Genomic DNA, 16,531 nt, shown 5'->3' on the forward strand with positions numbered 1-16,531 from the left:
CTGGTGACGGCCGGGGCTACTCCCCCATCACCAGGCCGTCGGCCGCCGCGCCCCGGCCCAGCACCACGTCCCGGATCCGGTCGCGGACCTGGCGGTGGTGGTCGGCCCCGGCCTTGATGGACGCGTTGAGGTCGACGACGCGCCCGGTGTCCGTGTCGTACCACTGCGGAACGAACTCGGCCTTCTCCACCGTCCACCGTCCGCCCGGCTCGGCGGGCGGTGCGAACGTGAAGCGGCCCATCGAACTCTGGTTGCCGCGCGGGTCCTGGACGCCCTGGTAGTTGATCATCGCGCCGGCAATCTGGTCACCCATCCCGTAGACGACCCACGTACCGTTCGATTTTTCGTAGGCCTGCGGGACATGAGCGTGTGTGCCGATGACGAGGTCGAGATCGGGGCGGCCGCGGTCCTGGGAGGCGGTGAGCCGCTCGGCCAGCTCAAGCTGTGTGGCATCCGGTTCGTCCTGCCATTCGGTACCCCAGTGCACGGAGAGCACGACGACGTCGGCGCCCGCCCGCCGGGCCTTCCTCGCCTCCGCCACGATCTTCCGCTCGTCGGTCACGTTGACCGCCCACGGCTTCCCGGCGGGCAGCGGGATGTCGTTGGTGCCGTAGGTGTACGCGAGGTGGGCGACCTTCGCGACGTTCTTCCCCGGTCCCGTCGGCAGGATCGTGGGGCGGGCGGCCTCGGCGGCGGAGCGGGCGGATCCGGCGTGCCGGATGCCTGCCGCGTCCAGGGCTCCCAGGGTGCGGGCGACGCCTTCGGCCCCGTCGTCCAGGGTGTGGTTGGAGGCGGTGGAGCAGGAGTCGTAACCGGTGGCGCGCAGGGCGGTGGCGACCTCGGGCGGTGACGTGAAGCTGGGGTAGCCGGTGTAGGGGCCGCCGTCCTTCCCGTACACCGTCTCCATGTGGCAGATGGCCAGGTCGGCGGCGGAGACGAGGGGGGCCGCGGCCTTGAGCATCGGGGTGAAGTCGTAGCCCTGCCCGCCCGAGTCGGCCGCCGCCTGGTCGATGACGGAGGAGTGCGGCAGGACATCGCCCGAGGCGAGGAGGGTGAAAGGGCGGGGTACGTCGGCGTCCTGGCCGCCCGCACCCCCGGCGGCGGTGGGGGGTGCGCTCGGGACGGACGCCTGGGGCTGCTGGCCGGTGCAGCCGGTGGCCGCGGCGAGCAGGAGGGCGAGGGCGGCCACGGCGCCGGGTCGGCTGCGCTGCGTCATCTGCTCGACTCCATGTTCGGATGCATGCGCGGATCGGTGCTCGGATCGGTGCTCGGATCCATGTTCGGGTTATTACGACCATCCGACTACATATATCGTCATACCGCTGAAGCAAGGAGCATTGCCGCATACCTAGCTGAACTGGTCGTACCGTCCGACCCTGACGGCCCCTTGACCGTTCGCCGCACCATTCGCCGCACTGAGCGACCGCTCGTCGCACGCCTCGGCGCACCGCCTGTTCCTGCGCCACCGAATGCGTTCGGATACGCCAGGCGGCAGCGAGGCCGTCCGGGGGCCTCCCGCGGGAAAGGACGTTCATGAACACCACGACGACGACCGATGAGCGGGCCATCGCGGAGTTGCAGCGGGAACACGGCCCCGCCCTCTTCCACTTCCTGCTGGGCCTCACCTTCGGTGACCGGCAGCGGGCCGAGGATCTGGTGCAGGAGACCCTGGTACGCGCCTGGCAGCACCCGGAGGCCTTCGACGCGCCCTACGAGTCGATGCGGCCCTGGCTCTTCACCGTCGGCCGCCGCCTCGCCATCGACGCCCGGCGCTCCCGCCAGGCGCGCCCCACCGAGGTCAGCGATCTGGTGCTGGAGAGCACCCCGGCCGACCAGGACACCGCGGACTCGGCCGTCCGCGCGCTGGACGTCCGTGAGGCGGTCCGCACGCTCAGCCCCGAGCACCGTGCGGTGCTGGTGCAGATCTACTTCCGCGGGCTGAGCGTCGGCGAGACCGCCGAGGTGCTCGGCATCCCCGCCGGGACCGTCAAGTCCCGTTCGTACTACGCCCTGCGGCTGCTCTCACGTAATCTGCCCGGCTACTCACGGAGGTCCTCCGCCCGCAACAGGGCGAGCAGGGCCGAGGCCTCCGCCACCTCCACGTAGTCCCGGGCGCAGGCGTCGCAGAGCTGGAGGTGGCGGGCGACCCGGCAGGTCTCCTCCGCATCCAGCGCGTCCAGGACGTACGCGCCCAGCAGCAGGCGCACATGCGGGTCGTCGCCGGGGTCGGCACTCATTCACAGCCTCGCATCTCCTGGGCGATCCTCCGCTTCTGCCCACGCGGGGCGCCCGCCCCCGGTTCAATGCTGCGTGAAGCCCGGTACCGAGCAAGGAAAGAGGCGAGACGGGATGCGTCCCGAGGATACGCGTGGGACCGGTGGGGGCGGGCTGCCGGTGCCGATGGCCTGGCTGTACACCGAGTACGTCGCGGATGAGCTGTTACGCACCGGCGACCTGATGGAGCCGACGACCCTGGAGTTCCGGGCCGGGCGCGACGCGCTCGCCCTCACGATGTTCCTCTCCGGCCTCCTGGGGGAGACCCCGACCCCCGGTGCCCTGTCCGAGGCGCGCGCCGACGAGCTGCGGGTCCTCACGGCGTACGGGGCCACCTGGCGGAGCTGGGTCTGCGAGCGGCTCACGGAGTCCGAGCGCCGGGCCGGGCCCGGCGACCCCGACATGGCACTGGCCCGGGCGGCCTGGCGGTGGCTGGAGGAGACCGAGCTGCTCGCCGCCGACCTCGACGCGATCGTGCCCGCGCCCTGGGAGCCGGTGGCCGGGGGCGGGCACGAGGAGGAGGGGGAGGTCCAGGTGTGGACCCCGGCGTGGCAACTCGGGCTTCCCCTGGGCCATTTGGCCGTACATCTGTGCTGAGAGGACCGGGCGGCCCGTGGGCCAGGGCCCGGACCTCATGAACCGTGCACGCCCGCCCGGTACTTGGGCAGCCGGAGCGTGATCTTCATGCCCGCGCCGAGCCCGGTCTCGATGACGAGCCCGTACCCGTCCCCGTACACCTGGCGCAGCCTCTCGTCCACGTTGAGCAGGCCGATGCCGGTGGAGGTGGTGGCCTCGCCGCGCAGGATGCGCCGCAGCCGGTCGGGGTCCATGCCGCCGCCGTTGTCCTCGATCACGACCTCGGCCTCGGATCCGGCGTCGAGCGCGCTGATGGTGATGCGGAACGGGGCGTCCGCCGGTCGTTCGCGGGGCGGGGCGGAAGCTCCCTCCAGGCCGTGTTTTACGGCGTTCTCCACCAGCGGCTGGAGGCAGAGGAACGGGAGGGCGACCGGCAGTACCTCGGGGGCGACCTGGAGGGTGACGGAGAGGCGTTTGCCGAAACGGGCGCGGACCAGGGCCAAGTACTGGTCGATGGAGTGGAGTTCGTCGGCCAGGGTGGTGAACTCGCCGTGCCGCCGGAAGGAGTAGCGAGTGAAGTCGGCGAACTCCAGGAGCAGTTCGCGGGCCTGCTCGGGGTCGGTGCGGACGAACGAGGCGATGGCGGCGAGGGAGTTGAAGATGAAGTGCGGGGAGATCTGCGCCCGGAGCGCCTTGATCTCGGCCTCGATGAGCTGCGTACGGGAGCGGTCCAGCTCGGCCAGTTCCAACTGTACGCAGACCCAGCGTGCGACCTCGCCCGCCGCCCGGGCCAGTACCGCCGACTCGCGCGGGGCGTAGGCGACGAGCGCGCCCAGGACCCGGTTCTCGACGGTGAGCGGTACGGCGACCGCCCAGCGCAGGGGGCAGTCGAGGTCGGCGCAGCCGCTGTCGAAGGCCGCGCCGCGCCCGCCCTCCAGCAACTCCTCGATATGGCCCATCACGTCCTTGCCGTGATGGTGTCCGGCGCCGTCCCAGACCAGGACACGTTCCCGGTCGGTGAGGCAGAGGGCGTCGGTGCCGAGCAGCGAGCGCAGCCGGCGGGCCGAGCGCCGGGCGCTCTCCTCCGTGAGGCCGGCGCGCAGCGGGGGCGCGGCGAGGGACGCGGTGTGCAGGGTCTCGAACGTGGCGTGCTCGACGGGGGTGCCGACATCGCTGGGCCGCAGTGGCCGAGCGGTACGTCGCCCCGCCAGGAACCCCGTACCGAGCAGCAGCGCCACCAGGACCACGAGGACGGCGACCCCGGCCCCCGTCATCGTTCCCTCCCGCCGCCGCGCGCCGAGGTGAGCGCCTCGGGGAGGTGGAAGCGGGTCATGGCCGCGTTGGTGCCCGGCGGGATCCGCCCCGGGGTCGCGAGCGAGACGAGGATCATCGCGAGGAAGCCGACCGGGACGGACCAGACAGCGGGCCAGGCGAGCAGTGCGTGCGGCCAGCCGGGCGGGGTCACCGCCCCGGCCACCGTGATCGCGACGGCGAGGAGGGCGGAGCCGCCGCCGAGGACGAGCCCCGCGATCGCGCCGGGCGGGGTGAGGCGGCGCCACCAGATGCCGAGGACGAGCAGCGGGCAGAAGGAGGACGCGGAGACGGCGAAGGCCATGCCCACCGCGTCGGCCACCGGCACCCGGCTGACCAGCAGCGAACCGGCGAGCGGCACGGCGATCGCGAGGACAGTGGACAGCCGGAAGGAGCGCACGCCGCGCGACGGCAGCACGTCCTGCGTGATGACCCCGGCGACCGCCATGGTGAGCCCGGACGCGGTGGACAGGAACGCGGCGAACGCCCCGCCCGCGATGAGCGCGCCGAGGAGATCGCCGCCGAGCCCGCCGATGACCCGGGCGGGCAGGAGGAGCACGGCCGCGTCCGCGTCTCCCCCGTGCCGCAGCTCGGGGGCGTACAGCCGGCCCAGCGCCCCGTAGATGGGCGGCAGCAGGTAGAAGAGGCCGACCAGGGCGAGGACGGCGACGGTGGTGCGGCGGGCGTCGCGGCCGTTGGGGCTGGTGTAGAAGCGGACGACGACGTGCGGCAGCCCCATGGTGCCGAGGAAGGTCGCCACGATGAGTCCGTACGTCGCGTAGAGCGGGTGGTCGGCGCGGAAGACGGCGACCTGGTCGTCGAAGCTGACCCGGGGCCGGCCGTCGTCCTGCCAGGCCAGGACGAGGAAGAGGGCGGGAACGAGGAGCGCGGTGAGTTTCAGCCAGTACTGGAAGACCTGGACGAAGGTGATGGACCGCATCCCGCCCGCCGCCACGGCCACCATCACCACGGTCGCCACGAGCACGTCGCCGAGCCAGCCGGGCGCCCCGGTGAGGATCTTCAGCGTCAGCCCGGCGCCCTGGAGCTGCGGCACGAGGTAGAGCCAGCCGGCACCGACCACGAGGAGGCTGACCAGTCGCCGCACAGGGAGCGATTCGAGCCGCCCCTCGGCGAAGTCCGGCAGGGTGTACGCCCCCGAGCGGCGCAGCGGGGCCGCGACGAAGACCAGCAGCACCAGGTATCCGGCGGTGTAGCCGACCGGGTACCAGAGCATGTCCGGGCCGTGCAGCAGCACGAGCCCCGCGACGCCGAGGAAGGAGGCGGCGGAGAGGTACTCCCCGCTGATGGCGGCCGCGTTGAGCCGGGGGCGCACGGTACGGGACGCCACGTAGAAGTCGGAGGTCGTACGCGAGATGCGCAGGCCGAAGCCGCCGACGAGGACGGTGGCGAGGACGACGAGGGCGACCGCCACCCAGGACGCCGTGTGGTCGGGGGTGCTCACGGCGTGGGGCGGCCCTCCACCAGCCGGGCGAAGTCGCGTTCGTTGCGCTCCGCCCGGCGCACGTACCACCAGGCGGCCAGGGTGAGCGGCGGGTAGGTGGCGAAGCCGAGCACCGCCCAGACGAGGGCGGCGCTGTTCAGGGCGGCGAACAGGAGCGGCAGGGTGCCCGCGACGAGGGCGAGCACGGCGAAGACGGTGAGCCCGGCACGGAGCTGGCTCCGCATCAGCGAGCGGACGTAGGCGCCGCCGAGGGCGGTCTGCTCCTCGATCTCCGCCTGGGTGCGGTAGCGGGGCAGCGGACGCACCCGGCGGGGCTCTCCCGTGACGACTTCGCGCCGGGGTGCGGTCTCCGGTGACATGGGCTCGGAGTGTAGGCGGCGGAAGGCGGTGCTGGGAAGGCTTCACCGAAGCGTCTTCCCGGAGCGGCTCGGCGAGGTCACCCCAGGTCAGCGGCGGCTGCCGCCCCCGGTTCAGCCGTCGTCCGCCGGCACCGGGTCAGCGGCCGCCCTGGCGCATCAGCAGGTCGCGCAGCGCCCGGGTGTGGCGGCGGCTGACGGCCAGCTCGGCCTCCCCGATCCGTACGCTCATGCTCCCCGCGTCCAGCCGCAGCTCGTCGATCCGGCTGAGCGCCACGAGGTGGCGCCGGTGGATCCGGACGAAGCCGCGCGAGCGCCAGCGCTCCTCCAGGGTGGTGAGCGGGATGCGGACGAGGTGGCTGCCGGCCGCGGTGTGCAGCCGGGCGTAGTCGCCCTGCGCCTCGGCGTACGCGATCTCGTCGATCGGGATGAAGCGGATGACGCCGCCGAGCTCGACCGGGATCTGGTCGGTGGCGGTGTCGTTGACCGGGGCGGACCGCTCCCCCACCTGCTCGGCGACCCGGCGTACGGCCTCGGCGAGGCGTTCGCGGCGGACCGGTTTGAGGACGTAGTCGACGGCCTTGAGGTCGAAGGCGTGCACGGCGAAGCCCTCGTGCGCGGTGACGAAGACGATGAGCGGGGGCGAGGCGAATCCGGCGAGGAGTTGGGCGACGTCGAGGCCGGTGAGGCCAGCCATGTGGATGTCGAGGAAGACGACGTCGATCGCGGACGGGTCGTCGGGGCCCGCGTCCACCGCGTTGCCGATGCGGCGCAGCGCCTCGGTCGCCCCGGTGGCACCTTCGGCGCTGCGGATGCGGGGGTCGGCGCGCAGGAGGTAGAGGAGCTCCTCCAGGGCGGGTGGTTCGTCGTCGACGGCGAGTACGCGCAGCATGAGCCCGGAGTTTAGGTGCTCCGGGGCCTTCTGGCTTGAGTGAATCCCGGCTTGTTCCCGTACCGCAGTACATGCAGCTGACCGAGCCCCACATCCGGGTGGGGGCCTACGCCCTGGGCGTCCTCGGGAGGGCCGACGCCTTCCGGTTCGAGGAGCATCTGGAGGAGTGTCCGCCGTGCCGCGCCCGCGCCCGCGAGCTGGCCCCGGTCGCGGCCCGGCTGGCGGTGGCCCGGCCGGCGGTGCGGCCCTCCCCCGGCCTCGCGGACCGGCTGGTCGAGGCGGTGGCGGCGGGGCGGCGGAGGGCGGGCCGGCGGCGGCTGGCGCTGGTGGCGGCCGGGGTGGTGCTGGCGGTGGGCGGGCCGTGGGCGGTGGCTGATCTCCCGGGCAGCCCCGGCGGCTCCGGCGGTGCGGCGGGCGGGGCGGTGGTGCAGCGGTGGGTGGGGGCGGACCAGGCGTCGGGGGCGGCGGCGGTGGTGACGGCGGCGGGGCACGAGTGGGGTACGTCGGTGGCGCTGGAGGTCGTCCGGGTGCCGGTCGTCGGGGTGTGCGCGCTGATCGCGGTGGGCCGGGACGGCAGCGAGGAGACGGTGAGCAGTTGGTCGGCCGGGGGCGCGGGGGACGGCCTGGTGGCGGTGTCCGGCGGGGCGGCGCTGCGGCCGGAGGGCATCGACCACTTCGAGGTGCGGACGGCGGACGGGCGGCGGCTGATGACGGTGGAGCGGTGAGCGGCCCTCGTATCGCACCGCAGGAACGTCCTGAGTCTCACTTCAGGAACTTCGAGGTCCTGCGGTCGGCCAAGGGCTTGCCGCCGGTCTGGCAGGTGGGGCAGTACTGGAGCGAGGAGTCGCTGAAGGAGACCTCCAGAATGGTGTCACCGCAGACCGGACACGGCTGTCCCGTCCGTCCGTGCACGCGCATCCCGCTCCTCTTCTCGGATTTGAGCTTTCCGGCCTCCACCCCGCTGGAGCGTGCCACGGCGTCCTGGAGCGTGGTGCGCAGCGCGGTGTACAGGCGGGTGAGGTCATCCTCGTCGAGGTCGGCGGTCCGCTTGAACGGGGACATCTTCGCCACGTGCAGGATCTCGTCGCTGTAAGCGTTGCCGATGCCCGCGATGAGCGACTGGTCGCGCAGCGCGCCCTTGATCTGGCGGCGCGCCCCGGCGACGATTCCCGCGAAGGTGTCCTGGTCGAAGGCGTCGGCGAGCGGGTCGGGGCCGAGGCGGGCGATGCCGGGGACGTCCATCGGGTCGCGGACGAGGTGGACGGAGAGGCTCTTCTTGGTCCCCATCTCGGTGAGCTCGAAGCCGTCGCCGTCCACGGTCACCAGGCGCAGGGCGAGCGGCCCTTTGCCAGGGCGCGGCGGGGCGGCCGGGAAGGAGTCCTTCCAGCGGAGCCAGCCCGCGCGGGCCAGGTGGGTGCAGAGGTGCAGCCCGCCCGCCTCGATGTCGAGGAACTTGCCGTGGCGGGCCACCGAGGTGACGGTGGTCCCGTCGAGGGCGCTCAGCGGCGGGTCGTACGTCTTCAGGACGCTGATCGCCAGCGGGAGGACGCGGGCGATCTCCTTGCCGACCAGGTGGTCGTCGAGGAAGACCCGCAGGGCTTCGACTTCGGGCAGCTCGGGCATGGCACCAGCCTGCCGCAGACGGCGTACGGCTGCCCGTCAGGACACCGGTGCCGCCACCCGGCCGACGGTGAACAGCGCCCCGATCTCGTCGAACTCCTCCTGGACCGCACCGGCCAGCCGGTCCAGGTCCGGCAGCGCCTTGCCGTCCGCCACCAAACCCACGTGCACGCGGCCGCCGTACGTCGACAGGGCGACGGCCAGCGACTGGCCCCGGGCCAGCGGTGCCATCGGGTAGAGGGCGCTCAGGGGGCAGCCGCCCAGCGAGAGCGCGGAGCGCGGGAGCGGGACGCTGGTGACGAGCAGGTCGAAGAGCATCCGGGCGGCGTTGGCGGCGAGCGGTGCGCCGAACCGGTGGGCCAGCGGGTGTAGTTGGTCGGCGAGTACGGCGACGGCACCGGCGCCCTTCAGCGGTCCGGCCGCCTTGTTACGGTCCATCGCGGCCCGGACCGAGCGGAGCCGTTCGCGGGGGTCGGCGGTTCCGACGGGCAGGTCGAGGAGGTAGGCGGAGAGCCGGTTCCCGCTCACCGCGCCGCCGGGCCTGCGCCGGGAGACGGGGACCAGGGCGCGCGGGTCGGTGGCGGCGGGTGCCTCACCGCGCTCGGCCATCCAGCGGCGCAGGGCCCCGGCGACGACGGCGAGCAGGATGTCGTTGGCGGTGCCGCCCTCCATCCGCCGGATCCGCTGGAGGGCCGTGGCGTCCAGGTCCGCGGTGGCCAGGCGCCGGGTGCCGCTGGAGGGTGCGGTGAAGGCGGTGGGGCGCAGGTCGAGGCGGCCCGCGCGGACGACGGAGGCCCCCACGCCCAGGGCACGGCCGACCTCGCCGATCCGGCCGAGCGCCATGCCGGCCACCTCGCGGGGGTCGGGGAGCCACGAGCGGGGCGGGACGACGGGGCGGCCGCGGGCGGCCGACCGGGCCGTGGTGGCGGCGGCGATCTCGTCGAAGATCCCGGCGCCGATGGCGACCGCCCGCATCCCGTCGGCCAGCGCGTGGTGCAGCTTGACCAGTACGGCGAACGGCCCGTCGTCGGCCCCGCCGATCAGATACATCTGCCAGGGCGGCAGCCCGCGGCCCAGCGGCTGTTCCATCAGCTCTCCGGCCAGCCGGGTGGCCCCCGCCATGAAGTCGCCGTCCTCCACCGCGACGCGGCGTACATGCCGGTGCACGTCGAAGTCCTCGTCCACGTTCCAGGCCGCACCGCCGACCGGCAGCAGGACGTCCCGTACGCACATCCGCAGCCGGGGGATCGCGGCGGCCCGGGTCCGGAGCAGCTCCAGGACGTGGGGCGGGGTGACGCCGGGCGCCGGGGCGAAGACGGCGAGCGCGCCCAGGTGCATGGGGTGGGCGTCGGATTCGAGATGCCAGAAGGCCAGGTCGAGCGGGGCCAGGAGTTCGGTACCCAACAGGTGCCTCATGTCGTCCGGGGGGCGGAACGGCCGTACCCCCGCAGTCAATCGCTTGCGTTCGGTTACGGTCAAGTACGGACATGTTACGTACTGTTACAGAACGCGTTGCCCGCTCATCACGACCGTTCGGGGATCACGACCATTCGGAGATCAGGACCTTTCAGGGATCACGACCGCTCGGGGATCAGGAACTCGCACCACACGCACTTGCCGCTGCCCCGGGACTCCACGCCCCAGACGTCGGCCAGCCGGTCGACGAGCATCAGGCCGCGACCGGAGACCCCGTCGGACCCCGCGTCCCTTCGGCGGGGCAGGGCGCTGGAGCGGTCCTCCACGTCGACCCGCAGCCGCCGCTCGGAGCCGGCCATCACCCGGATCGTGACGACGGCCCCGCCGTCGGTGTGCATCAGGGCGTTGGTGGTCAGCTCATCGGCGGCCAGCTCGATCTCGTCGGCCCGCTCCTTCGCCCCCCAGGCGCGAACCGCCGCCCGGATCATGTGCCGGGCCGAGCTGAGCGCCTCGGGGTCGTTCTGGGCGACGTGCTGCCGGAGCCGGCCGCCGGGCTGGGGTGCCTGGGCGGCCCGGCGGCGGAGCAGCAGGAGCGCCACGTCGTCCTGGCCGCCGCGCACGTCGACGGCGTCGCAGAGGTCGTCGGCCAGCTTCTGGAGGTTCTGGGGGCCGTTGGAGACCAGCGCGGTGAGCAGCTGCATGCCCTCGTCGAGGTCGGATCCGGGCAGCTCGACCAGGCCGTCGGTGAACAGGATCATCGTCTGGCCGGGGTCCAGCTCCGCCGTTCCGACCGGGTACTCCAGCCGGCCGAACTCCGCGGAGAGCCCCAGTGGCAGCCCGCCCTCGGCCGGCATCCGGCGGCAACTGCCGTCCACGTCGCGTACCAGCGGGTCGACATGGCCCGCGCGGACCACCTGGACGACCCCGGTGGTCAGGTCGACCTCGGCGTAGGTGCAGGTGGCGAAGCGGTCGGTGTCCAGCTCGTGGAGGAAGACGGAGGCGCGCGCCATGACGGTGGCGGGGCTGTGCCCCTCGGCGGCGTAGGCCCGCAGCACGATGCGGAGCTGCCCCATGACGGCGGCGGCGTGGGTGTCGTGCCCCTGTACGTCTCCGATGACGGCGCCGACCCGGCCGCCGGGCAGCGGGATCAGGTCGTACCAGTCGCCGCCGATGTCCCGGCCGAGCCGGGCCGAGCGGTAGCGGACGGCGACCTGGGCCCCGGGGACGGCGGGGATCCGGCGCGGCAGCATCGCCTGCTGGAGCCCCTCGGCGAGGTCGTGCTCCTGCTCGTAGAGCATCGCCCGCTGGAGGCTTTGGGCGATCGAGGTGCCGAGCGCCATGAGGAGGTTGCGCTCGTCGGGGGTGAAGCCCGCCTTGTCCCGGTAGAGCAGGCCGAGCGCGCCGATCGGGCGGGCCTGCGCGATCAGTGGCATATAGGCGGCCGCGGTGATCCCCAGGTGGCTGATGTTGGGCCAGAGGACCGGGTAGGAGGCGGCGAAGTCCTCCGCGGACTCGATGAAGCGCGGGGCGAGGGTACGGACGACCTCACTCATCGGGTACTGCTCGTCCACCCGGGTGAACCGGGTGCCGGGAACGTAGGCGCCTTCGGGTCCGTCGGCCACGAGGTGGATGCGGCCGGACTCCAGCAGGCCCATGACGAGGCTGGTGGCGCCCAGGTGGGCGAGGCCCTGGGAGTTCTTGAGGACCGCGATGACGTCCTTGACCGTACGGGCGTGGGCCAGGGCGGCCGTGGTGCCCTCCACCAGGCTGGTGCGCCGGCGCCGCTCCAGGTCCAGGTCCTGCCGGGCGGAGGAGTCGGCCAGCTCCTGGGTCGCGTCGCGGACGATCCCGATGATGCGGCGGGGCCGGCCGGTCCCGTCCCGGCGGACGAAGCCCTGGGTGTGGGTCCAGCGCAGGGTGCCGTCGCGGCGCTGGATGCGGAAGTAGGCGCCGTAGTTGGTCAGGCCGCTCTTGAGGGCCTGCGAGACCATCCCGTCCAGGCGCTGCGCCTCGTCGGTCGGTACCCGGTGGGCCAGGGAGGCCGGGCGGCCGTCGTACTCCTCCGGGGTCAGGTCGAACACGTCGAGGGCGGCCTGGTCCATGTGCATGAGGCCGGTGCCCAGATCCCAGTCGAAGCTGCCCATACGGTTCAGGGCGAGGCTGAGATCCGGGTGGGCGGGCCAGTCGTCCGGGAGTGACAGGGCACCCGCTACCCGATCATCCATGTGGGCCACTCTGCCACCATTTGTCCGATTCTTCGAGTGATCCGTTACGGCGGCCGGGGCGGTCGCCGTAACGGGCTGGGGAAGAGCTGGTCCCGGCCGGTCAGCCGGCGAACGGCTCGGGGACGCCGGAGTCCGCGGGCTCGCCGAACTCATCGAACTCATCCAGTTCGTCAAGCTCGTCGAGTCCCCCGGACTCATCCAGCCCTTCGAGTTCACCGAGCTCGTCGAGTTCGCCGCGCTCACCGCGTTCGCCGGGAGAGACCTGGGTCGGCTCCGGCACCACGCCGAGCTCGCCATCCTCCATCTCCCAGGGCTCCTCGCTCGGCATGCCGTCGAAGTCGTCCGGCGCCTCGGTACCGGGGTCGGGCTCCATGGGCGGCGGGCAGCCAGGGGGCAGTTCGGCGGGGTCGCCCGGGGACTCCGGGCACTGCGCCCCCTCCGACTCCTCCGGCTCGGCGGGGGACGGGGCCGACGGGGCGGATTCGGTCGGTGCGGGATCGGAGGGGCGGGCCGGGGACGGGAAGAGCAGGTCCACGCTCGGCTCGTAGGGCGGCGGGTCGTCCGGGGTCCGGTCGCGTCCGCCGTCGTCGCCGACGGACCGCTCGATCCAGGTGTTGTCGGCGGTGTCCACGATGACCAGACTGCCGACCGGCCGCACGCCCGGGTCGATCGCCAGGATCCGCGCGGGGTCGTAGCCGGCCCAGCGCTCGCCCCGGTACGTGACCTGCCCCTTCGCGATCACCGGCTTCTCCAGCGGGTTGCCGCAGGCGCAGCGGAGCCTGGGGAGGCCCTTGCTGTCGACCAGGACGGCGGTGCCCGCCTGGAGCACGGCCTGGAAGGCGGTGACGGAGTCGGCGCTGTAGCCGTGGTTGGTGACCTGGGTGTCGGCGCGCAGGGTCACCGGGGTGAGCGAGCGCAGGTAGCCCGGGATCTGGACGGCCTCGATGCCCGCCTTCTCCGCGAAGGCCCGCGCCTTGTCCTGGTCGGCGGTGAGCAGGCGGGCCTGCTGCTCTACGTCGCAGGACGCCTCGGAGCGGACACCTCCGTAGAGCCCGGGGACAGCGCCCGAGACGCGATGGACCGTCCGGGTGGCGGACCCGTCGCCCTCCCGCGGCGAAGGGGGGGCCGAGGGCGAGGGCGCCTGCCGCGCGGTCGACTTCGTGAAGGGCCCGGGGCCCGGCTCGGCGAGCGGCTGGAGAAGGACGTCCTCGGCCTCCGCGGTGCCCGTGGTGCCCTTCGTCGTGCGGTCGGCGGCGCTGTCGCAGCCTGCTACGGCGAACAGGGCCCCGGCGGCCAGCGCGGCGAGCGCGGCACACCGGAAACGTCTGGGTGAGCGCACAGAGCTCTCCTGCCTGTCCATGCCTGTCCATGGCGAACGGATGGGTCCGTCACCATCTGTGCCGCACCGGTCGGCAGCCCGCAAGCGGAGGCCGGGCGCGGACACCGGACACAGACAGCAGGCGCGGACACCACGCCGGGAAGCAGCCATCTTGAACACGTTCAAGAAAACCTCTACTCTCGCCCCAAGAGTTGAACACGTTCAAAGATGGGGGTGGGGCCATGACCGCACTGGTCAACGCGATCGTGATGCTGGGCATGCTCCTGGTCGTCCCGGCCGGGCTGCGGCTGACCGGGCTGCGCGAGCTGGACGGGATCCGCAGGCTCTGGCCCCTCTTCGCGGCGCCCGGCGCGGTGGCCCTATGGCTGCCGCGTGGCCCTACCGCCACCGCGCTCGCCTCGTGCTACGCACTGGGCACCGTCCTTCTCGCCCTGCTCGGCGCCCGCCGGGCGGTCCGCGGCCGGGACCTCTCCCCCGCCGGGATCGCCCTTCTCACCGCCCTCGTCGCCCCGGCCGTCGCCGCGCTCGCCCTGGTCGCGGAGCGGTGGGGCCACGAGCTGTTCGGCTTCGAGCTGGGCATTCTCGCCCTGACCGTGCCGCACTTCCACTTCGCCGGTTTCGCCGCGGCCCTGGTCGCCGGGCTCGTCTGCGGGGTCACCGATGGCCCCGCGGGCCGGTTCGCCGCGCTCAGCGTGCCGCTGGGCACCCTGCTCGTCCTCGTCGGCTACTTCATCGGCGACTGGGCCGAACTGGCCGGGGCCGTGGTCCTGACGGCCGGCATGTGGACCGTCGGCCTGCTCACCTGGCGCCTGGGCCACGAGGAGGGCCGGGACAGGACGACCCGGCTGCTGCTCCTCACCTCCGCCGCCGTCCTGGTGGCCACCATGCTGCTCGCCCTGAGCTGGGCGGTCGGCGAGGCGACCGGACTGCCTCACCCCACCCTGACCTGGATGGCCGCCACCCATGGCCTGGGCAACGCGCTGGGCTTCGCCCTCTGCTCGCTCCTCGCCTGGCAGCGCATCCGCACCACCACCCACCCGGAAAGCAGGACCGCATGAGCACGCTCACCTACCCCGAGGTCGGCGCCACCCGCCTCGGCCCGCTGCCCAAGGGCTACCACCACCTGCACCACCGCACCCGGGTAGGCCGGGGCGCCGACGACTTCGCGGCGGCGGGCGCGGCGGTGACCGAGTGGCGCATGCACCGGGCCTCGGGAGCCCGGGTCGACGCCTCGGCCGCACGCGCGGAGCCCGGAGCCTCCGTACGGGTGTCGCTCGGCGTGGGGCCGATCCGTCTCAGCGCCCCGTGCGAGGTGATCTGGACGGCATACGGAGAGGACGGGCGTACCGGATTCGGCTACGGCACGCTCACCGGGCACCCGGAGAACGGCGAGGAATGCTTCGTGGTCGACCTGGCGGACGACGGCACGGTCTGGTTCACCGTCACGGCCTTCTCCCGCCCCGCGGCCTGGTACTCGCGCCTCGCCGGGCCGCTCGTGCCTCCCGTGCAGCTCTGGTACGCGCGCCGGCTGGGCCGGACGCTGGGCCGGCTCGTCGCGGCGCGCTGAAGGCGCCGCCGGGCCGATACTGGCCGGGATGGAGTGGTTCTCTGCCGACGGCTACTGGCTGAGCAGGCTGATCTTCCAGCGGACGCTGGCCGTGATCTACCTGGTCGCCTTCCTCTCCGCCGCCCTCCAGTTCCGCGCGCTGATCGGCGAGCGCGGCATCCTGCCCGTACCGGAGCTGCTCCGGCGCACCCCCTGGAAGGCGGCGCCGGGGCTGTTCCGGCTGCACTACTCCGACCGGTTCTTCGCCGCTGTCGCCTGGACCGGCTGCGCGGTCTCGGTGGCCCTGATCGCCGGGCTGGACGGCCGCCTTCCGCTCTGGGGCGGGATGCTGCTGTGGGCGCTGCCCTGGGTGCTGTACCTGTCGATCGTCCAGGTCGGGCAGGTCTGGTACGGGTTCGGCTGGGAGTCGCTGCTCCTGGAGACGGGGTTCCTCGCCGTCTTCCTCGGTACGGGGGACACCGCGCCGCCCGTGCTGGTGCTCTGGCTGCTGCGGTGGCTGCTGTTCCGGCTGGAGTTCGGCGCCGGGCTCATCAAGATGCGCGGCGACGCGTGCTGGCGGAGGCTGACCTGCCTCGACTTCCACCACGAGACCCAGCCGATGCCGGGGCCGCTGAGCTGGTTCTTCCACCATCTGCCGCGCCCGGTGCACCGGGTCGAGGTGGCCGCCAACCACGTCACCCAGCTACTGGTCCCCTTCCTGCTGTTCACCCCGCAGCCGGTGGCGAGCGCGGCCGCCGCCCTGATGGTGCTCACCCAGCTCTGGCTCGTCCTGTCGGGCAACTTCGCCTGGCTGAACTGGCTGACCATCGCGCTGGCGCTCTCGGTGATCGACTGGACCCCGCTCGCCGGCAGGCCGCCCGCCCTGGCCGCGCCACCGCTCTGGTACGAGGTGGTCGTCATCGCGGTGACGACCCTGGTCCTGGTCCTCAGCTACCGCCCCGCGCGCAATCTGCTCTCGCGCCGGCAGGTGATGAACCGGTCCTTCGACCCCCTGCACCTCGTCAACACCTACGGAGCGTTCGGCTCCATCAGCAGAATGCGGCTGGAAGTCGTGGTGGAGGGCACCGCGGACGCGGTCCCGAACGAGGGCGCCGCGTGGCGGGAGTACGGTTTCCGCGGCAAACCCGGCGATGTGCGGCGGCTGCCGCGCCTCTTCGCCCCGTACCACCTGCGGCTGGACTGGATGATGTGGTTCGCGGCGCTCTCCCCCGCTTACGCGCGCTCCTGGTTCGGCCCGTTCACCGAGCGGCTGCTGCGCGGGGACCGGGACACGCTCCGGCTGCTGGCGCACAACCCGTTCCCGGACGAACCTCCGGTGCACGTGCGGGCCCGGGTGTTCCACTACCGGTTCACCGACCCGGGCGACCTGCGGGCCACCGGTGCCTGGTGGGACCGCACCTACGTGCGGGAATTCATGCGGCCCGTGTCCCGGCCGCTCCCGCCGGAGCGGGAGGGCCGGGACACGGGCCGTGGGACGTGATCCGCGCCGGAGC

General features: G+C 73.1%; 16 protein-coding genes. 6 read left to right on the forward strand and 10 right to left on the reverse strand.

The features are described 5' to 3' along the window. Window positions 1-16: 16 nt before the first annotated feature. The gene (locus ACFWRT_RS00345) at window positions 17-1,216 is read right to left on the reverse strand and encodes a CapA family protein (RefSeq protein WP_380948773.1); all 1,200 of its coding nucleotides are present in this window, start codon (window positions 1,214-1,216) and stop codon (window positions 17-19) included. A 317-nt stretch (window positions 1,217-1,533) separates the two neighbouring features. Here ACFWRT_RS00345 and ACFWRT_RS00350 point away from each other — a divergent pair, with 317 nt between their 5' ends. After that, window positions 1,534-2,106, forward strand: a complete 573-nt coding sequence (locus ACFWRT_RS00350; RefSeq protein ID WP_380948774.1) for a sigma-70 family RNA polymerase sigma factor — start codon at window positions 1,534-1,536, stop codon at window positions 2,104-2,106. Here ACFWRT_RS00350 and ACFWRT_RS00355 read toward each other — a convergent pair. Next, entirely contained in the window at window positions 2,040-2,237 is a 198-nt protein-coding gene (locus ACFWRT_RS00355; RefSeq protein ID WP_128851749.1) for a zf-HC2 domain-containing protein, read from the reverse strand. The genes ACFWRT_RS00350 and ACFWRT_RS00355 overlap by 67 nt on opposite strands. 112 nt (window positions 2,238-2,349) lie before the next feature. Here ACFWRT_RS00355 and ACFWRT_RS00360 point away from each other — a divergent pair, with 112 nt between their 5' ends. Then, a complete protein-coding gene (locus ACFWRT_RS00360) occupies window positions 2,350-2,871 on the forward strand; it encodes a hypothetical protein (protein WP_380948775.1) in 522 nt (173 codons plus the stop codon). Between the two features lie 35 nt (window positions 2,872-2,906). On the opposite strand, the gene ACFWRT_RS00365 is transcribed toward ACFWRT_RS00360, so the two are convergent. The 4 genes from ACFWRT_RS00365 to ACFWRT_RS00380 all read right to left on the reverse strand — a co-directional run bounded on the left by ACFWRT_RS00365 (window position 2,907) and on the right by ACFWRT_RS00380 (window position 6,871). Further along, the gene (locus ACFWRT_RS00365; RefSeq protein ID WP_380948776.1) at window positions 2,907-4,124 is read right to left on the reverse strand and encodes a sensor histidine kinase; all 1,218 of its coding nucleotides are present in this window, start codon (window positions 4,122-4,124) and stop codon (window positions 2,907-2,909) included. Further along, entirely contained in the window at window positions 4,121-5,623 is a 1,503-nt protein-coding gene (locus tag ACFWRT_RS00370; RefSeq protein WP_380948777.1) for a sodium/solute symporter, read from the reverse strand. Before ACFWRT_RS00370 ends, ACFWRT_RS00365 begins: the two co-directional genes overlap by 4 nt. Further along, entirely contained in the window at window positions 5,620-5,982 is a 363-nt protein-coding gene (locus tag ACFWRT_RS00375; RefSeq protein WP_051884166.1) for a hypothetical protein, read from the reverse strand. The genes ACFWRT_RS00370 and ACFWRT_RS00375 overlap by 4 nt, the downstream gene beginning before the upstream one ends. 136 nt (window positions 5,983-6,118) lie before the next feature. Continuing rightward, a complete protein-coding gene (locus ACFWRT_RS00380) occupies window positions 6,119-6,871 on the reverse strand; it encodes a LytR/AlgR family response regulator transcription factor (protein ID WP_018513093.1) in 753 nt (250 codons plus the stop codon). Between the two features lie 71 nt (window positions 6,872-6,942). Here ACFWRT_RS00380 and ACFWRT_RS00385 point away from each other — a divergent pair, with 71 nt between their 5' ends. Continuing rightward, the gene (locus ACFWRT_RS00385) at window positions 6,943-7,596 is read left to right on the forward strand and encodes a zf-HC2 domain-containing protein (RefSeq protein WP_380948778.1); all 654 of its coding nucleotides are present in this window, start codon (window positions 6,943-6,945) and stop codon (window positions 7,594-7,596) included. Between the two features lie 37 nt (window positions 7,597-7,633). On the opposite strand, the gene ACFWRT_RS00390 is transcribed toward ACFWRT_RS00385, so the two are convergent. The 4 genes from ACFWRT_RS00390 to ACFWRT_RS00405 form a co-directional block, all read right to left on the reverse strand. Then, window positions 7,634-8,494, reverse strand: coding sequence for an Fpg/Nei family DNA glycosylase (locus ACFWRT_RS00390; protein WP_380948779.1), 861 nt, complete (start codon window positions 8,492-8,494; stop codon window positions 7,634-7,636). A 36-nt stretch (window positions 8,495-8,530) separates the two neighbouring features. After that, window positions 8,531-9,895 (reverse strand): wax ester/triacylglycerol synthase family O-acyltransferase, encoded by a 1,365-nt coding sequence (locus ACFWRT_RS00395; RefSeq protein WP_380948780.1) that lies wholly within the window; start codon window positions 9,893-9,895, stop codon window positions 8,531-8,533. Between the two features lie 170 nt (window positions 9,896-10,065). Further along, window positions 10,066-12,132, reverse strand: a complete 2,067-nt coding sequence (locus tag ACFWRT_RS00400) for a SpoIIE family protein phosphatase (RefSeq protein WP_380948781.1) — start codon at window positions 12,130-12,132, stop codon at window positions 10,066-10,068. A 100-nt stretch (window positions 12,133-12,232) separates the two neighbouring features. After that, window positions 12,233-13,471 carry a DUF6777 domain-containing protein gene (locus ACFWRT_RS00405; RefSeq protein WP_380948782.1) on the reverse strand — a complete coding sequence of 413 codons (1,239 nt, stop codon included), beginning with the start codon at window positions 13,469-13,471 and terminating at the stop codon, window positions 12,233-12,235. Window positions 13,472-13,692: 221 nt separating this feature from the next. Between ACFWRT_RS00405 and ACFWRT_RS00410 the strand changes: the two genes are divergently transcribed. From ACFWRT_RS00410 to ACFWRT_RS00420, 3 genes are read left to right on the forward strand one after another with little or no spacing between them, the layout of a single operon-like run. Beyond that, on the forward strand, window positions 13,693-14,529 hold the full coding sequence (locus ACFWRT_RS00410; RefSeq protein ID WP_380948783.1) for a YndJ family protein: 837 nt from the start codon (window positions 13,693-13,695) through the stop codon (window positions 14,527-14,529). Then, complete coding sequence (locus tag ACFWRT_RS00415; RefSeq protein ID WP_380948784.1) at window positions 14,526-15,038, forward strand: DUF1990 family protein; 513 nt, start codon at window positions 14,526-14,528, stop codon at window positions 15,036-15,038. The genes ACFWRT_RS00410 and ACFWRT_RS00415 overlap by 4 nt, the downstream gene beginning before the upstream one ends. A 28-nt stretch (window positions 15,039-15,066) precedes the next feature. Beyond that, complete coding sequence (locus ACFWRT_RS00420) at window positions 15,067-16,518, forward strand: lipase maturation factor family protein (protein ID WP_380948785.1); 1,452 nt, start codon at window positions 15,067-15,069, stop codon at window positions 16,516-16,518. Window positions 16,519-16,531 lie beyond the last annotated feature (13 nt).

It is taken from the genome of Streptomyces cyaneofuscatus (assembly GCF_042718795.1).
GTDB lineage: Bacteria > Actinomycetota > Actinomycetes > Streptomycetales > Streptomycetaceae > Streptomyces > Streptomyces cyaneofuscatus_A.